Origin of the sequence: Magnetospirillum sulfuroxidans (assembly GCF_018224925.1) — a bacterium.
Taxonomy (GTDB): domain Bacteria; phylum Pseudomonadota; class Alphaproteobacteria; order Rhodospirillales; family Magnetospirillaceae; genus Magnetospirillum; species Magnetospirillum sulfuroxidans.
The window spans coordinates 35,209-50,708 of record NZ_JAGTUF010000008.1 but is presented as its reverse complement, the minus strand read 5'-3'; the positions used below and the strand labels follow the sequence as shown (position 1 = coordinate 50,708).

Sequence of the window (15,500 nt, the reverse complement as noted above, 5' to 3'; positions counted from 1 at the left end):
TAGCTGTTAGTGACAAATGTCACTGAAAAGTGGTTAAGCCTCAGCTAAACCTGGGTTCGGGACAGGAGGATTGAAGCAGTCATGAACGCGACCATCGACCCCGATCAGATTACCGAACGCCAGCCCACCAAGGGCGAGGTTCCTTTTTATCGCGAAAACGGCCAAGCGGTGCCTCGCGGCGTCACCGGGTTGTTCCGCACCCTCAAATGGTGGGCCATGGCCATCTTGCTGGCATGGTGGCACCTGGGGCCGTTCTTGCGCTGGGATCGTGGTCCTGACGCGCCGGGTCAGGCCATCTTGGTCGATATGGCCGGACGGCGGGCTTATTTCTTCGATATCGAGATTTGGCCGCAGGAAGTCTATTACGTCACCGGCTTGCTGTTGATCGCCGCCATTTCCCTGTTCCTGATGAGCGCCCTGGCCGGCCGCGTCTGGTGCGGGTTCCTGTGCTGGCAGACGGTGTACACGGATCTGTTCCAAAACATCGAACGCTGGGTGATCGGCGAACGCACGACCCGCATCGCCTTTGAACGCGCCCCCCTCAGCGCCAAGAAGCTGGCGAAGAAGACGGTAGTCGTCACCGCTTGGGCGGCCGTATCGGCCGCCTGCGGGATCGGCGTCACCTTATGGTTCGGCGACGCCTTCCAGATGTTGAAAGACATCTTCACCGCCCAGGCGCCGTTCTCGGTTTATCTGTTCATTCTGATCATCGGCGGCTTTTGCTTCCTGTTGGGGGGATTCGCCCGCGAACGCGTCTGCGTTTACATGTGCCCCTATTCCCGCTTTCAGGCGGCCATGTTCGATGAACATTCGCTGATCGTCAGCTACGAAGCCTGGCGCGGCGAGCCCCGCGCCCCGGCGCCCAAGGACCGCAATTTCGACCAGCGCGGCCATTGCGTCGATTGCAAGATGTGCGTGCAATCGTGCCCCACCGGCGTCGACATTCGCTTTGGCAATCAATTGGCCTGTATCGGCTGTGGCGTCTGCATTGACGCCTGCGACCAGATCATGGACAAGTTCGGTTTGCCGCGCGGCCTGATCAGCTATGATTCCGCCGTCAACCTGGAAGCCCGCGAAGCCGGCAAACCCGCACAGGGGATCAAGCCGATCCGCGCCCGCACCTTGCTGTACGCCGGCCTGCTGGCCATCGTCGGCGGCGTCATGCTGACTTCGTTGCTGACCCGCTCGACCACCGAAGTCAACGTGCTGCACGAACGCACCCCGCTTTTTGTCCAGATGTCCGATGGCTCGGTCCGCAATGGCTATGCTTACAAGGTCCTCAACATGGTGCGCGAAGACCGCACCTATGTCTTGAAGACCGAAGGCTTGGCCGACGCCACCTTGGAAGTGGTCGGCGGAAAATCCGGCGCGACCGAATTGGAATTCCAAGTGGAAAAGGACCAGGTCAGCACCTTCCGCATCTTCGTCAACGCCCCGGAAAGTGCCCTAAAGGGGCGCAGCACCGACGTCACCTTTGTTCTGACCGAACAGGGAAAGAGCGAAAAGCCGATCCGCAGCAAGACATTGTTCGCCGGACCGGAAAAATAATCCTCAAGCATCAGCCCCGGAAGGACCCAATCCTTCCGGGGCTTTTTATTGCCTGATTTTTGAGCCACATGCGCACGCCGATGGCTCGATTGCCATTATCTGGCGTTCAAGCGGACTGATGACGCCAGAGCCGGGGGAACCCCCCCCGTTTTGTGCCTTGGCGGCGGAGTAGCCGGTTGACTTTGCCCCAGAGCCCATGCGAGCTTTGCCGCAATCAATTCAATGGAGAACCGTCATGTCCGGTGTGCTGCAAGGGGTCATCGTCCTGATCGTCGCGTCCGTCGCCGTCTATGGCCTGCTGATGGCCGTCGGTTCGGGCAAGGCGGCCGCGGATGGTCACGGACATGACAGCCATGGCGGCCACGGCCACCACTAAACGCGGTTGGCGCCCACAGCAAAGCCCCGGCATCGACCGGGGCTTTTTTTACGGAAACCGAATAACCTTTGAGGGCGACAAAACGTCACAATTACACGTTTTACGAAGCGATCCTTTTTATGCCATCCTGCCTCCACCGATTGCCGCCAAAGACGGCAAAGTCATCTCATGGGTGGAGACCAAGCATGAACGAAGCCGTCAAGATCATCTCGAAATCCCGTCCCGGCGGCTGGCTACCCTCCGATGAAGCGGTCTTGTCCGCCTTTCGCGCCGAAATCGAGGCCGAAGTCGTCGCCCATCCCGGACGGCCGTTGGTGCGTCCGGTCCTGGCCCTGTACGACTGCATCATGGATGAACCGCTCTACCGCATGCATCTGACCCAGGCCATCGAACAGGCCCGCGCCGCCGGCTACAAGCTCGGCTATGCCGACATTGACGGGTTGATGCACCGCATCAATGCGGTCATGCACTACGCCCCGCCGTTTTCCACCTCGGAACTGGTCGGCTGCCCGCTCAATGCGTTGCTGGACTGGCCCATGTGCATGCCGTCGGGCTTTGCCTTTTTCCAGTTTCCGGCCATCAACGAGAAACTGCGCGACGTGCTTAACTATTGGAGCGCCTTTCTCTCCGGCCCCAATTCCCGCACCTACCTGAACACCGAAAATCCCAAGGGCTGGTTCAGTTCCACCGCCGCCACCAAGGTCAACATGAGCGAGTTCATTTGCGACCCAGATCAGCCCCATTGGGGCTATGGCTCGTGGAACGACTTCTTCACCCGTCAGTTCAAGCCGGGACAACGCCCGGTGGCGAGCCCCGACAACCCCCTGGTGGTCACCGCCGCCTGCGAATCCGGCCCCTATGCCCTCCAGACCGGCGTGAAAATGCAAGACAAGTTCTGGATCAAGGCCCAGCCTTATTCCCTTGGCGACATGTTTTCCGCCGACCGCAGCGACCTGGCCGATTTATTCGCCGGCGGCACCGTCTATCAGGCCTTTTTGTCGGCGTATAATTACCATCGCTGGCACGCCCCGGTGGCCGGCACGGTCACCGACGCCTATATCGTTCCCGGCACCTATTACGCCGATGCGCCGTCCGAGGGGCTGGACCCCGCCGGCCCCAACAATTCCCAAGGCTTCATCACCGCGGTCGCCACCCGCGCGGTGATGGTCATCGACACCGGCCATCCGGTTTTGGGCAAGGTTGGCTGCATCTTCGTCGGCATGGCGGAAATTTCGTCATGCGTCTTCGAGGTCAAGATCGGCCAGAAACTCGATAAGGGCGACGAAATCGGCTATTTCCAATATGGCGGATCGACCCATTGTCTGATTTTCCAACCCAATGTGAAGCTGGATTTCCTGCCGCCGCAACCCTATGGCGTCGATGATCCCGAGATCGTGCCGCTGAACTCAGCCCTGGCCAATGTGACAGTGTAAACAATGAGAAAACCACCGCGCCCAGCCGGGCGCGGTGCAGCCAGCTAAACGTCGAGATCGCGGGCGAACTTGGCGTGCTTTTGGATGTAGTGAAACCGCAATTCCGGCTTTTTGCCCATCAGGGTTTCCACCAGATTAGCCACGTCCTTGGCTTCTTCCAGGTCTTCCTCGGTGCGGCCGGCGGGGATGGTGACGCGGATCAGCGTCCGCCTTGCCGGGTTCATGGTCGTTTCCTTGAGCTGCGCCGGCGGCATCTCGCCCAAGCCTTTGAAGCGGCTGATTTCGATGTTCTTTTTGCCGGCGAACAGCGTCTTCATCAACTCGTCCTTGTGGGCGTCGTCACGGGCATAGGTGACGGTCTGGCCATGAGCCAGACGATACAAGGGCGGCATGGCCAGATACAGATGCCCAGAGCGGATCAGCTCGGGCATTTCCTGATAAAAGAAGGTCATCAGCAGGCTGGCGATATGGGCGCCATCGACGTCGGCATCGGTCATGATGATGATGCGTTCATAGCGCAGCTTGTCGGCGTCGAAGAACTCGCGGCTGCCGCAGCCCAAGGCCTCCATCAGATCCTTGATTTCCTGGTTGGCCCGCAGCTTGTCGGCGCTGGCCGAGGCGACGTTCAAGATCTTGCCCTTCAGCGGCAAGATCGCCTGGGTCTCGCGGTTGCGGCCCTGCTTGGCTGAACCGCCGGCCGAATCACCCTCGACCAGAAACAATTCGGTGCCGACATTGAGTTGACGCGAACAATCGGCCAGCTTGCCGGGCAAGCGCAGCTTTTTCGTCGCCGTCTTGCGGCTGGTTTCCTTGGCCACCTTCTTGCGCAGCCGTTCCTCGGCCTTTTCGATCAACCGCGCCATCAGCGCCTTGCCCGATTCGGGGTCGGCCGACAACCAGTGATCGAAATGGTCCTTGATGGCGTTTTCCACCAACCGCGTCGCTTCGGTGCTGACCAGCTTTTCCTTGGTCTGGCCCTGGAATTGCGGATCGCGCAAGAACAGCGACACCAACACGCAGGCGCCGCCCATGACGTCTTCCGCCGTCACCTGCGCCGCCTTTTTATTGGCCAGCAGATCGCCATAGCCGCGCAAGCCCTTGGTCAGGGCATTGCGCAGACCGGCTTCATGGGTGCCGCCATCGGGGGTCGGCACCGTGTTGCAATAGGTGTTGACGAAGCCGTCCTCGTCATCATCGGGCCAAGCCACCGCCCATTCCACCTGCCCCATGTCGTCGGCCAACGGAGCCGTGCCGGCGAAATAGCCGCGCGTCACCAAGGGCCGGCCATTCAGGACGGCGGCAAGGAAGTCAGCCAAACCGTTGGGGAAGTGCAAGGTATCTTCGGCCGGAATGTCGTCGCCGTCATCAATCAGCAGCGGGTCGCATTTCCAGCGGATTTGCACGCCCCGGAACAGATAAGCCTTGGAGCGGGCCATGCGGTACAGCGTGCGGGCCTTGAGCCGGGCGCGATCACCGAAGATTTCCGGGTCAGGATGAAACCGCACCGCGGTGCCGCGCCGGTTCTGCACCGAGCCGACCAAGGTCGCCGGCCCCAAGGGCGCGCCCTTGGAAAAGCTTTGGCGCCACAATTGCCGGTCGCGGGCGACCTCGACCACCAAGGAATCCGACAGCGCGTTGACCACCGAGACACCGACGCCATGCAGACCGCCCGACACCTTATAGGCGTCGCCGCCGAACTTGCCGCCGGAATGCAGGGTGGTCAAAATGACTTCCAACGCGCTTTTGTCGGGAAACTTGGGATGCGGGTCGACCGGAATGCCACGGCCGTTATCCCGTATGGTGGCATGGCCGGAAACGTCGAGTTCCAGTTCGATCCAACTGGCATGGCCGGCCACCGCCTCGTCCATGGAATTGTCCAGCACCTCGGCGACCAGATGGTGAAGCGCACGGTCGTCGGTGCCGCCGATATACATACCGGGGCGGCGACGAACGGGCTCGAGCCCCTCAAGGACTTCGATGTCCTTGGCGGAGTATTCGGTCCCCTTGGGGGCGAGTTGCTGGAACAGGTCTGACATGGCGGGCATTATAGGAGAGCATTGGTCAGGCGCAAGCGCCTGCTGTAGGTTGACCAAAACCGATACAAGATGTTGGGATTATCCATGAGTGAAAGCATCGAAACCAGCACCGCCCCACGCGGTCGATTGTCCATCCGCACCGTCGCCATGCCCGCTGACACCAACCCGCACGGGGCGATTTTCGGCGGTTGGCTGCTGGCGCAAATGGATCTGGCCGGCGGCACCCACGCCTTTCATCGCGCCAAGGGATTGGTGGTGACGGTCGCGGTGGATTCCATGACCTTTCACGAACCGGTGTTCGTCGGCGACGAGGTCAGTTGCTATACCGACGTCGTCCGCGTCGGCAATTCGTCCATTTCCGTCCGCGTCGAGGCCTGGGTCCGCCGCGACAACAACGACGAACAGATCAAGGTGACCAGCGCTTTGTTCCACTTCGTCGCCGTCAATGCCGACCGCTCGAAACGGCGGGTCCCGCCCGAGTGATTATTTCCCCGCCGGCCACGTCACCTTGAAGCCGGCGACATAGCCGTCGATAACATCGACGGCTATGGGAAAGGATGGCCAGGTCCATAATTGCGGCCCGTCGACCTTCCCCTGACAACGCTGCTCTGGCCAGCCCAGGGTGTCGATGAGCTTTTGCTGATCGTCACCCAGGGTCAGCCCGGAAAAACGCACGGGAATCTGCATGGGCGGGCCGACCAGTTGCACCGCCACCACCTGTTCATCGCGATAGGTGACGACGTAATGCGGACGCAACGTCCCGCGCTGCGCTACCTCGTAAACCCGGCTCTCGCTGAAGACGTCAAGGTCGATTACCCCCGCCGGCTCCCCCAGCAGGGCCTCGACCGCGGCGCGGGACGCGCCGATGACCACCGGCCCCACCCGCAGGCAGGGCAGAAAGCTGATGGCGCTTTCATGCTTGGCCATGGCCACGCCCTGCTGATTGGAAACCACGCAGCCCAAGCCCTGTTCCGACGAATAACGGAATTCACCTTCGGCCAGCGGCAAAGACGGACCCGGCAAGGGTAATCCTTGTGGTCCACGACAAGCGGCAACGGCGGATGGGGCGGCGGCAAGCGCCGCCAGCAAGATGAGAATTCGACGCATGTGGCAAACCTTACCAAGAATTAATCCCGCCGCAAGACTGGCGTAAGGTGCGGATGGGCATGATCACTCTCAACAACGGTGATGAACCGGATCGAAGCGGAAACAGCGCTCCCCGCCAAGATCCTTCACCACCAAGGCGGTCCTTGAACTCCTCCGCCGACCGGGAAAGCGACCTGTCCCCCCAGGGTATCGCCCCCAAATACTTCGAGACCGGCTCCCCCCCTTGCCGGTTCAGCGGACAAAGCCCTCGCAGCTCTCCCCCTGGCTGCGAGGGCTTTCCGTTTGATGGGGGGCACGGTAAGCTTAACCCGCTTCAAAGCACAAGGGTATGTCATGCGGATTCTGATCATCGAGGACGACCAGGAAGCCTCGGCCTATTTGGCCAAGGGCCTGAAAGAAGCCGGCCACACCGTCGATCAGGCCAATAATGGCAATGACGGCCTGTTTCTGGCCACCACCGAACGCTACGATGCCTTGATCGTCGATCGCATGCTGCCCGGTCTGGATGGCCTGACCATCGTCCAAACCATTCGCGGCACCGGCAATCTCACCCCGGTGCTGATCTTGTCGGCATTGGGCAAGGTTGACGACCGGGTCAAGGGCCTTAAGGCTGGCGGCGACGATTATCTGGTCAAGCCCTATGCCTTCGCCGAATTGCTGGCCCGGATCGAAGCCTTGGGCCGACGCACCACCGCCGCCCAGCCGGAAACCCGCATCAAGGTCGAAGACCTGGAAATGGACCTGCTGGCCCGCACGGTCACCCGCTCGGGCCGCGACATCGATTTGCAGCCGCGCGAATTCCGCTTGCTGGAATATCTGATGCGCCATGCCGGTCAGGTGGTGACGCGCACCATGTTGCTGGAAAACGTCTGGGAATATCATTTCGACCCCCAGACCAACCTGATCGACGTCCACATCAGCCGCCTACGGCAAAAAGTCGACAAGGATTTCGACCAAGTGCTGATCCACACCGTACGCGGCGCCGGATATACCCTTCGTGCCGCCCGTTAATCTGCAATTACCGCCGCTGCTGCGGGCCACCACGTTTCGCCTGGCGCTGTCTTACCTGGGCATCTTCACCGTCTCGGCCATGGCATTGTTGGCCTTGGTGTCGTGGAGCACCTCGGTGTTCATCGAATGGCAGGTGCAAGAGACGGTCGAGGCCGAGGCAACCGGCCTGTCCGAACAATACCGCGAGCGTGGCATTCGCGGCCTGGCCGAGGTCATCGCCGGCCGCGCCGGCCAGGATCTGGACCGCCGTGCCGTCTATCTGCTCTCGGGGCCGAACGGTACCCGCATCGCCGGCAATTTGTACGGTTGGCCGTCGGAAAGCATCGATTCCGCCGGTTGGATCCGCTTTTCCATCGAACGCATGGGCTCGGAGAACTTCGCCACCGAAGTGCTGGGCCGCACCTATGTCTTGCCCGACGACCACCAATTGCTGGTCGGCCGTTCGCTGCACGAAGCCAAGCGGGTCAAATCGGCCATCAACCGGGCATTGGGCTGGGGGCTGGCGCTGACCATCTTGCTTGGCATCATCGGCGGCTATTTCACCAGCCGCCATCTGCTGCAACGGGTCGAAGCCATGAACCGCACCGCCAAGCGAATCATCGGCGGCGACATGAAAAGCCGGATGAAGCTTTCCGACACCCGCGATGAATTCGACCAATTGGCCGCCGGCTTCAACGAGATGATGGACGAAATCGAGCGGCTGGTGGAAAGCATCCGCACCGTTACCGACAACGTCGCCCATGATCTGCGCACGCCGCTCAACCGCCTGCGCTCGCGCATCGACGTGGCGTTGCTGTCGGAAACCGACCCCGCCGCCTTGCGCCGCACGCTCGAGGAAACCCTGGCCGAAGCCGATGACATCTTGGCCACCTTCAACGCCATCTTGACCATCAGCAGCGCCGAATCGGGGCAGCGCCTCCACAGTTTCGAGCCGCTTGATCCTGCCCGTCTGGCCGAAGATATCGCCGAATTATACGAACCATTGGCCGAGGAAAAGGGCATCGCCCTGACCTGTGCCAGCCAAACCGGCCTGATCGTCGATGGCGACCGCCATCTGTTGTTCCAGGCCTTGGCCAACATGGTCGACAACGCCGTCAAATACACGCCCGCCGGCGGCACCGTCCAGGTCGGCGTCAGCCGGAATAACCAGACCATCGACATCACCGTCGCCGATTCCGGCCCCGGCATCGCCCCCGATCAGCACGAGCGGGTGCTGGAACGCTTCGTCCGTCTGGACGCCACCCGCTCGACTCCGGGCAACGGCTTGGGTCTGTCGCTGGTCAATGCCGTGGCGCGGCTGCATGGCGCGGCGCTTCGTCTGGCCGACAACGCCCCCGGCCTGACCGTGCGGCTCTGCTTTCCGGCAAGCAACGGCAACGGGCAAGACTGAACACCAAGACGATTGCCCAAACCCCCATCTACCTCCACAATGCCGGAACAAGACTTTGGTCAAGGAGGTCATATGACCGGCACCGGGATATGGCTGCGCGCAAAAGCCGCCTGGGCGGCGTTTCGTCACCCCGAAGCTATTCCGACACGGCCACGACCGGATCTGGACGTCTTGCTGCAATCGGTGCCGGCGGTGATCTATGCTCGCCAATGCCACGAAAAATCCCCCCTGACTTACGTCAGCGGCAACGTTCAGGCGTTACTGGGCTATCAGGCCGAAGAAATCCTGAGCATGCCTCGGTTCTGGATCGAGCACGTTCACGCCGATGATCGCGAGCGATGCCTGGGCAGCCTTGCTTCATTGCCCAGCCTGGGACGGCTGGAAATGGAATACCGTCTCAGGACCAAGGACGGTTCGTGGCGTTGGCTGCATGATGAATGCAAGGTGATCCATAACGCGGACGGCACTCCCCGCGAAGTCGTCGGATCTTGTACCGACGTCACCAGCCGCCACCGTTCCGAACAAGCCCTCGCCCGCAGCGAAACCGATTTGCGCGCCGCCCAGACCCGGTTGATGGACGCACTGGAAAGCAGTGATGACGCCTTTTCGGTCTTTGATGCCGAGGATCGACTGATCGCCTTCAACAGCCACTATCTGTCCATCTACCCGACCATCGCCGACATCATCCGCCCCGGCGTCAGCTTCGAGGAATTGCTGCGGGTCAGCGCCCAGCGCAGCCAATACCTCGGCATTGGTCCCGATGCCGTGGAATCTTGGGTGCGCGAACGGCTGGAACGACACCGCAGCCCCGCCGGACCATTCGAACAATTGCTGGAAGACGGCCGCTGGCTGGAAATCATCGAACACCCCACCGCCGAAGGGGGGCGCGTCGCCATTCGACGCGAAATCACCCATCGCAAAAAGATCGAAGCGGCGATGCGCGACGAACTGGCCTTCAAACAGACCTTGATCAACGCCCTGCCCTATCCGGTTTTCTACAAGAACACCGAGCTTGTCTACCTGGGCTGTAACGATGCTTTCGCCGCGGCGCTGGGGAAAACCGCGGCGGAAATCGTCGGAAAAACCCTGATGGAGACCTATGGCGCGGACGAAGCGACAAAATTTCGCCAACGCGACGTCGAGCTGCTCACCCATGGCGGTATCCAAAGCTACGAAACCGCCTTTCGCTGGAGCGACGGATCGCTGCGTCAGATCGCCATTGTCAAAGCCCCCTTCACCGATCAGACCGGCAAGATCATTGGCCTGATCGGGACCATCATCGATCAAACGGCGCAAAAACGGGCGGAAGAGAAATTGGTGCAAACCGCCCGGCTGGTCACACTGGGACAGATCGCCTCGGAAGTGGCGCATGAAATGAACCAGCCGCTCTCCATCTTGCGGATGACGGCGGAAAACAGCCTGGAACGGCTGCACCAGGACGACATCGCGCCTCAGACCTTGGCGGGAAAATTGTCGATCATGATCGAACAAACCGGCCGCATGGGGGAAATGATCGCCCATTTGCGTTCCTTCGCCCACAGTGAAATGGACGAACGCCGTCCCTTCGCACCGTTGCCGGTTATTCATGCCGCCATCGCCTTCCTGCGGCAGCCTTTCCAGTTGGACGACATCACCCTCAGCGTCGATATGCCGGAAAGCTGCTCCGAGCTGAACGGGCAAGCCAATCAATTGGAACAAGTCGTCTTGGCCTTACTCAGCAATGCCCGCGACGCGGTCCGCAGCCAGCGCCCGCCGGGACAGCGGCGGGTCAGCCTGCGGCTGGAACAAGGGGCGGACACGCTCACCTTGTCGGTGCAAGACAATGGCGGCGGCGTTCACGAAGATCTGTGGCCCCGCATCTTCGCCCCTTTCTTCACCACCAAGGCCGACGGCAACGGCAGCGGCACCGGCCTGGGATTGTCCATCAGCACCAATATCGTCGCCGCCATGGAAGGCCAGATCAGCGGCCACAATACTGACGATGGGGCGTTGTTCCAGGTGTCGTGGCCTTGCCGGGCGCAGACACAAACCCCCATTGTCCTTGCCGGAAACAAACCCCGTCCGACCGGCACGGAACGCCGCCGCATCCTGGTCGTCGATGACGAACCCTTGGCGGTGGATTGCATCACCGATTATCTGACCGCCCGCGGCTACGCGGTGATTGCCGCCATTTCACCGCTCGACGCCCTGGAATTGGCCAAAGCCGACAGTTTCGATCTGGTCCTGACCGATCAGCGCATGCCGGGAATGGACGGCAATGTGCTGATCTCGCACTTACGCGACCTTTGGCCACAGGTGCCGGCGGTGATGATGTCGGGCGGCACCATGCCACTGCCGCCAAGTGGGGCCGGCCCCACCGCCAGATTAACAAAGCCATTGATTTTAGAGGAATTGGGCCGGACGATCGACGACTTGCTGTCGCCCTCCGCCATGACCGCGCCCGCACCGGATGTATTGCCGGCACAGACAACGCCAGCGCCAAGCAATAGCGCCACGCCGGCGCAACGCTTGTGGTTGATGGGGGAACTGACCGCCAATCTGGCCCACGATTTTGGCCAGCCCATCAATATCATCCGCCTGAACGCTGAAAACGTCTTGGATAATCTGGCGGATAATCGCCTGAACGATGACCGCCTGCGCCGCGCCTTGACCTCGACCATCGAACAATGCCAACGGATACAGGATTTCGCCCAATCCCTGGTCCTGGCCACCCGCCGGCCGACAGCCCCGCCCCAGCGCTTTTCCGTAATGACCGTCCTGCGCCATGCGCTGGCCGGTATTCAAGACCGCATTCGCATGCAGGGCATCGTCTTTTGTTGGCATGCGGCGGCCAAACTGCCGATGATCTCTGGCCACCCTGCCCGCCTGCAAGTCGCGCTTGCCGGTCTGCTCGACAATGCCTGCGATGTCCTGGCGACCGAGGCCATGACCCGTCACGCGGCGACGCCGCCTTGGCAGGCTCGCTTAACCGTGTCGTGCCAAAGGGCCGAAGACCGCACGATCGCCATCAGCATCAGCGATAACGGACCCGGCCTCCCCGAACAGGTCCACCACAATCTGGCCGGCGGCACCGTCAAGGGGCTGGGGTTACCCATTGCCATGGGGGTCATCGCCGAGTTGGGCGGCACGATCGATTTCATCGTCAAGACCGGGACCACAATCCACATTCATCTGCCGGTGCCCCCGCGCCAATTATACCTCAACGATGCCGCCGGCCCCGTGGCGGCGGAAATCGCCGTCTTCGGCTGGTGCGCCGTCACTCAGCCGGATCAGGCCGAGGCCGCCTTGCTGCGCGGCGATTGGCAAACCCTGGCCCCGGCCCTTCATGATCTCAATCAAACCGCTCCCGACCTCCCCATCATTGTCATCGGCGATTTGACCGAAAGTCTTTCGCGCCAAACCGTCGCCGCCGGAGCCATGATGGTGATCGCCGCCGACAGCACCGTCAGCGACATTGCCGCCAGTCTGGACGAATGCGTCCCCGCCTTGGATTACCTGTAATCTTTTTCTTGCGTGCCTCTGCCTAAAGACGTAACACAGAAGCGTGGGAGAGGAATAATCATGCGCATTATTTTAGCCGATGACCACGTCATGCTGCGTGAAGGATTGCGGCCCTTCGTTGAGAGAATCGCTCCCGGAACCATTATTCAAGAAGCCGGTTCATTCACCGAGGCCTTGGCCCAAATCGAAGCGGATCCGGCCGTCGATCTGCTGATTCTCGACATCAAGATGCCGGGCATGAATGGCTTCCAGGGCCTGTCCACCGTCCGCACCCGTTTCCCGGCGATTCGGTGCGTTATCTTGTCGGCGGTGGCGGATCGCGACCATGTTCTCGAAGCCATGCGCCTGGGCGCCGACGGCTTCATCCCCAAACACCTGTCTGGCGGCGCCATGGTTTCCGCCCTGCAATTGGTGCTGTCGGGCGAACGCTTCATCCCCTCCATGCTGATGGACAATCCCGGACAACCGCCGGGAGCAAACGATCGCTCACCCTCTGGCGACCTGCTGGGGCGCCTGACCCCGCGCGAACGTGACATCTTGCATTTGCTGCGCGAAGGACTGCCGAACAAGGTGATCGCCGCTCGCCTGGATGTCAGCGAGGTCACGGTTAAATCGCACCTGGGCAACATGTTCCGTAAATTGGGTGTCCAAAATCGTCTCCAGGCCATGCGCATGCTGGTCGATACGGAATCGCTATAACAACCCACCCATTGATGTTTGCAGCGCCCCTGACCCATGTCATAGTGAATCGACAGGGGGGGAAGCGGTGATGCTGTCGCGCACGTTCGTTCATGATGCCAATCAGTGTCTGCATGTCATCCGTTTGGCGGCGGAATCGCTGGCGTTGGAACATGGCGACGGAAAGCTGACGGACGAACGCCTGAACAAGCGAATCGGCACCATTTTGGGACAGGTTGATCAGCTGACCCAACTTATCGGCCACACCACCTCGTCGACGCCATCCATTCTGCCGCGGTCGGACAATGTGACGATGGTGGGTGCCCCATTGATCCTGCTGGCCGATGATGAAGTCTTGGCTGCCATGATGCTGGCCGATCATTTGCAACAACGCGGCTATGACGTCCACGTCGCTCATGACGGCCAGGAAGCTTTCGAGCTGTGCCACAATAACGTCTATGACGCCGTCATCACCGATATTCGCATGCCGCGCATGGATGGCATGGAACTGATCCGCCGCCTGGAGGAATTGCAGCCGGGAACGCCAATCATTGTCGCCAGCGGCCATATCCGCGGCGCCGAGGCCGAACATCTTCCCGACAGCGTGGTCAAGCTGGTCGGCAAGCCGTTTTCCCTGCCCCAAATCAGTGACGCCCTGGCCAAAACCCTGGCCGCCCCCTTAGGGAGCCGAGGCTGAGCCATGGATATCTTGTTGGCCGATGATCATGCCCTCGTCCGCGACGGTTTAATTCCCTTTCTGCAACGGGTCACCACCGGCGCCCAAGTCATTGAGGCCGGAAGTTTCAGTGAAGCGCTGAGCAAAGCCCGCGAAGCCAGCAATCTGGGACTGACCATCTTGGATCTGAACATGCCGGGCATGGATGGGTTGAACGGTCTGATGGCCATGCGGGCGGAATTTCCTTTGGTTCCGCTTGTCATCTTGTCGGGATCAACGCATCCCGCCGATGCCTTCCATTCCATCGAAAGCGGCGCCGATGGCTTTATCCCCAAGACCATGCGCGGGGAAACCATCATCGGCGTCTTGCGTCTGGTGCTGTCGGGGGAAAAGTACATCCCCCCCTTCCTGTTCGATTACCGCGAGGATTTGGGCCGCAAAGAAACCGATCCGCCAAGCAACAAAGCCGGGCCACTGGCGGCATTGTCAGCGCGCGAGCTCGACATCTTGTCGATGATCGTCGATGGCGCCCCCAACAAGACAATCGCCCGCGCCTTGGAATTACAAGAGGTGACGGTCAAGGCGCATCTGCGCAACATCTTCCGCAAGATCGCCGTCAGCAATCGCACCGAGGCGGCCCGGACCGCCATTTTGGCCGGTTTACCGGGAGCGTCGACCAAAGCAGACTTGGTTAAGGACTGAAATCCAAGGTCATCCGACCGCACAAATCCGATGCGAATTGCGCGCGCAACTGCCGCGCCAAAGCCTCCACCAACCGCAAATTCAAGCAATCTCTGGCGATGCACAGCCCCGAGATGCTTAACCGGACTCTTTCGTTTAGACGGCGAATGCTGACGTCGATCTCGCACTCGACACCGTCGGCGGCGGCCTTGGCCGCCGCCGAAAACACCTCATAGACGATCAGGGCAATGGGCACGGCAACATCGATGGACGGCGCCAACGGCACGTCATCAAGTTCCAAGCGCAGGGACAAGACGTTCGGTTCCAGCCCAAGGCCGGAACAGACCAAGGCGTGAAGCGAACGGATACAGGCCACCAGATCAACCATGGCGATGCCGTCGCGCACCTCCAAGGTGTCATGGGCTTGCGCCATGGCCAAAATCCGGCCGCGCACCAAATCAAAGGCAGCGTCATCGCCGCCTCCGGGGGCACCTTCCAGATACATCATCGCCGACAGGACATGCAGGACATTGCGCACGCGATGCTGCAATTCCGCCGCCCAGGCCTGATTGTCGGCCCGCAGGCGTAGCAAATCCGCATTCAACCGAATTTGCTGGGTGATGTCGGCAAACAGCACCAGAACCTCGTTTTTCCCCCCAGCCAATGCATGCAGGCGCGCTTCCAGCCGACGGCCATCACCGGGCACCGTCACCACCTGCGTCTCGTCCTGCCCGCCCTGCCGGACCCGGCGGCACAACGCCGCCAAGGCTCCCGCATCGGCGATGGAAAGAATGCTGTCGTTCCAGCTTTGCGGCGCCCGTCCTTGCCGCCCAAGCAGCCGCCGCGCCGCGTCACTGACGAAGCTCAAGCGCCCATCGTTGCGGGCGACCACCGCAGCCAACCCGGCAATTTCGGCAAAATTCAGCCGCCCGCCCCTTAGCCTTTGCGTTTGCTTGATCAAGCCGCCCTCACCCACCAAAGCATGGGATGTGCTTAAACCGATGGGTTAGGAAAACCAACATGGCAAAGGGCGGAAGCAACACCTTATGGATTAGTTCTAACG

13 protein-coding genes are annotated in these 15,500 nt (G+C 61.0%); 10 read left to right on the top strand and 3 right to left on the bottom strand.

Features of this window, described 5'->3' with window-relative positions; all coding sequences use genetic code 11:
• Positions 1-81: 81 nt before the first annotated feature.
• The 3 genes from ccoG (at position 82) to KEC16_RS10205 (ending at position 3,357) form a co-directional block, all read left to right on the top strand.
• Positions 82-1,548 carry a cytochrome c oxidase accessory protein CcoG gene (gene ccoG, locus KEC16_RS10215; RefSeq protein ID WP_211548506.1) on the top strand — a complete coding sequence of 489 codons (1,467 nt, stop codon included), beginning with the start codon at positions 82-84 and terminating at the stop codon, positions 1,546-1,548.
• A 235-nt stretch (positions 1,549-1,783) separates the two neighbouring features.
• Positions 1,784-1,924, top strand: coding sequence for a hypothetical protein (locus tag KEC16_RS10210; protein ID WP_211548504.1), 141 nt, complete (start codon positions 1,784-1,786; stop codon positions 1,922-1,924).
• 185 nt (positions 1,925-2,109) lie between these two features.
• Complete coding sequence (locus KEC16_RS10205) at positions 2,110-3,357, top strand: phosphatidylserine decarboxylase family protein (RefSeq protein WP_211548502.1); 1,248 nt, start codon at positions 2,110-2,112, stop codon at positions 3,355-3,357.
• Positions 3,358-3,401: 44 nt separating this feature from the next.
• On the opposite strand, the gene parE is transcribed toward KEC16_RS10205, so the two are convergent.
• Positions 3,402-5,393 carry a DNA topoisomerase IV subunit B gene (parE, locus tag KEC16_RS10200; RefSeq protein WP_211548665.1) on the bottom strand — a complete coding sequence of 664 codons (1,992 nt, stop codon included), beginning with the start codon at positions 5,391-5,393 and terminating at the stop codon, positions 3,402-3,404.
• 84 nt (positions 5,394-5,477) lie between these two features.
• Here parE and KEC16_RS10195 point away from each other — a divergent pair, with 84 nt between their 5' ends.
• Complete coding sequence (locus tag KEC16_RS10195) at positions 5,478-5,876, top strand: acyl-CoA thioesterase (protein WP_211548500.1); 399 nt, start codon at positions 5,478-5,480, stop codon at positions 5,874-5,876.
• On the opposite strand, the gene KEC16_RS10190 is transcribed toward KEC16_RS10195, so the two are convergent.
• The gene (locus KEC16_RS10190) at positions 5,877-6,500 is read right to left on the bottom strand and encodes a hypothetical protein (RefSeq protein WP_211548498.1); all 624 of its coding nucleotides are present in this window, start codon (positions 6,498-6,500) and stop codon (positions 5,877-5,879) included.
• 333 nt (positions 6,501-6,833) lie between these two features.
• On the opposite strand from KEC16_RS10190, the gene KEC16_RS10185 reads away from it, so the two are divergent.
• The 6 genes from KEC16_RS10185 to KEC16_RS10160 all read left to right on the top strand — a co-directional run bounded on the left by KEC16_RS10185 (position 6,834) and on the right by KEC16_RS10160 (position 14,458).
• The gene (locus KEC16_RS10185; RefSeq protein ID WP_211548497.1) at positions 6,834-7,511 is read left to right on the top strand and encodes a response regulator transcription factor; all 678 of its coding nucleotides are present in this window, start codon (positions 6,834-6,836) and stop codon (positions 7,509-7,511) included.
• Positions 7,498-8,901 carry a sensor histidine kinase gene (locus tag KEC16_RS10180; protein ID WP_346344063.1) on the top strand — a complete coding sequence of 468 codons (1,404 nt, stop codon included), beginning with the start codon at positions 7,498-7,500 and terminating at the stop codon, positions 8,899-8,901. Before KEC16_RS10185 ends, KEC16_RS10180 begins: the two co-directional genes overlap by 14 nt.
• A 72-nt stretch (positions 8,902-8,973) precedes the next feature.
• On the top strand, positions 8,974-12,402 hold the full coding sequence (locus KEC16_RS10175) for an ATP-binding protein (protein ID WP_211548495.1): 3,429 nt from the start codon (positions 8,974-8,976) through the stop codon (positions 12,400-12,402).
• Positions 12,403-12,462: 60 nt separating this feature from the next.
• Positions 12,463-13,101, top strand: coding sequence for a response regulator (locus KEC16_RS10170; protein WP_211548493.1), 639 nt, complete (start codon positions 12,463-12,465; stop codon positions 13,099-13,101).
• A 70-nt stretch (positions 13,102-13,171) separates the two neighbouring features.
• Complete coding sequence (locus KEC16_RS10165; protein WP_211548491.1) at positions 13,172-13,777, top strand: response regulator; 606 nt, start codon at positions 13,172-13,174, stop codon at positions 13,775-13,777.
• Between the two features lie 3 nt (positions 13,778-13,780).
• Positions 13,781-14,458, top strand: a complete 678-nt coding sequence (locus KEC16_RS10160) for a response regulator (protein ID WP_211548489.1) — start codon at positions 13,781-13,783, stop codon at positions 14,456-14,458.
• Here the strand turns inward: KEC16_RS10160 and KEC16_RS10155 are convergent.
• Entirely contained in the window at positions 14,448-15,398 is a 951-nt protein-coding gene (locus KEC16_RS10155; protein WP_211548487.1) for an HWE histidine kinase domain-containing protein, read from the bottom strand. The two genes, KEC16_RS10160 and KEC16_RS10155, sit on opposite strands and share 11 nt — an antisense overlap.
• Positions 15,399-15,500 lie beyond the last annotated feature (102 nt).

Excerpts from the sequence above, each read along its gene's own strand:
- ccoG (WP_211548506.1), top strand. The coding sequence starts at position 82 with ATGAACGCGACCATCGACCCCGATCAGATTACCGAACGCCAGCCCACC.
- KEC16_RS10210 (WP_211548504.1), top strand. The coding sequence starts at position 1,784 with ATGTCCGGTGTGCTGCAAGGGGTCATCGTCCTGATCGTCGCGTCCGTC.
- KEC16_RS10205 (WP_211548502.1), top strand. The coding sequence starts at position 2,110 with ATGAACGAAGCCGTCAAGATCATCTCGAAATCCCGTCCCGGCGGCTGG.
- parE (WP_211548665.1), bottom strand. The coding sequence starts at position 5,393 with ATGTCAGACCTGTTCCAGCAACTCGCCCCCAAGGGGACCGAATACTCC.
- KEC16_RS10195 (WP_211548500.1), top strand. The coding sequence starts at position 5,478 with ATGAGTGAAAGCATCGAAACCAGCACCGCCCCACGCGGTCGATTGTCC.
- KEC16_RS10190 (WP_211548498.1), bottom strand. The coding sequence starts at position 6,500 with ATGCGTCGAATTCTCATCTTGCTGGCGGCGCTTGCCGCCGCCCCATCC.
- KEC16_RS10185 (WP_211548497.1), top strand. The coding sequence starts at position 6,834 with ATGCGGATTCTGATCATCGAGGACGACCAGGAAGCCTCGGCCTATTTG.
- KEC16_RS10175 (WP_211548495.1), top strand. The coding sequence starts at position 8,974 with ATGACCGGCACCGGGATATGGCTGCGCGCAAAAGCCGCCTGGGCGGCG.
- KEC16_RS10170 (WP_211548493.1), top strand. The coding sequence starts at position 12,463 with ATGCGCATTATTTTAGCCGATGACCACGTCATGCTGCGTGAAGGATTG.
- KEC16_RS10165 (WP_211548491.1), top strand. The coding sequence starts at position 13,172 with ATGCTGTCGCGCACGTTCGTTCATGATGCCAATCAGTGTCTGCATGTC.
- KEC16_RS10160 (WP_211548489.1), top strand. The coding sequence starts at position 13,781 with ATGGATATCTTGTTGGCCGATGATCATGCCCTCGTCCGCGACGGTTTA.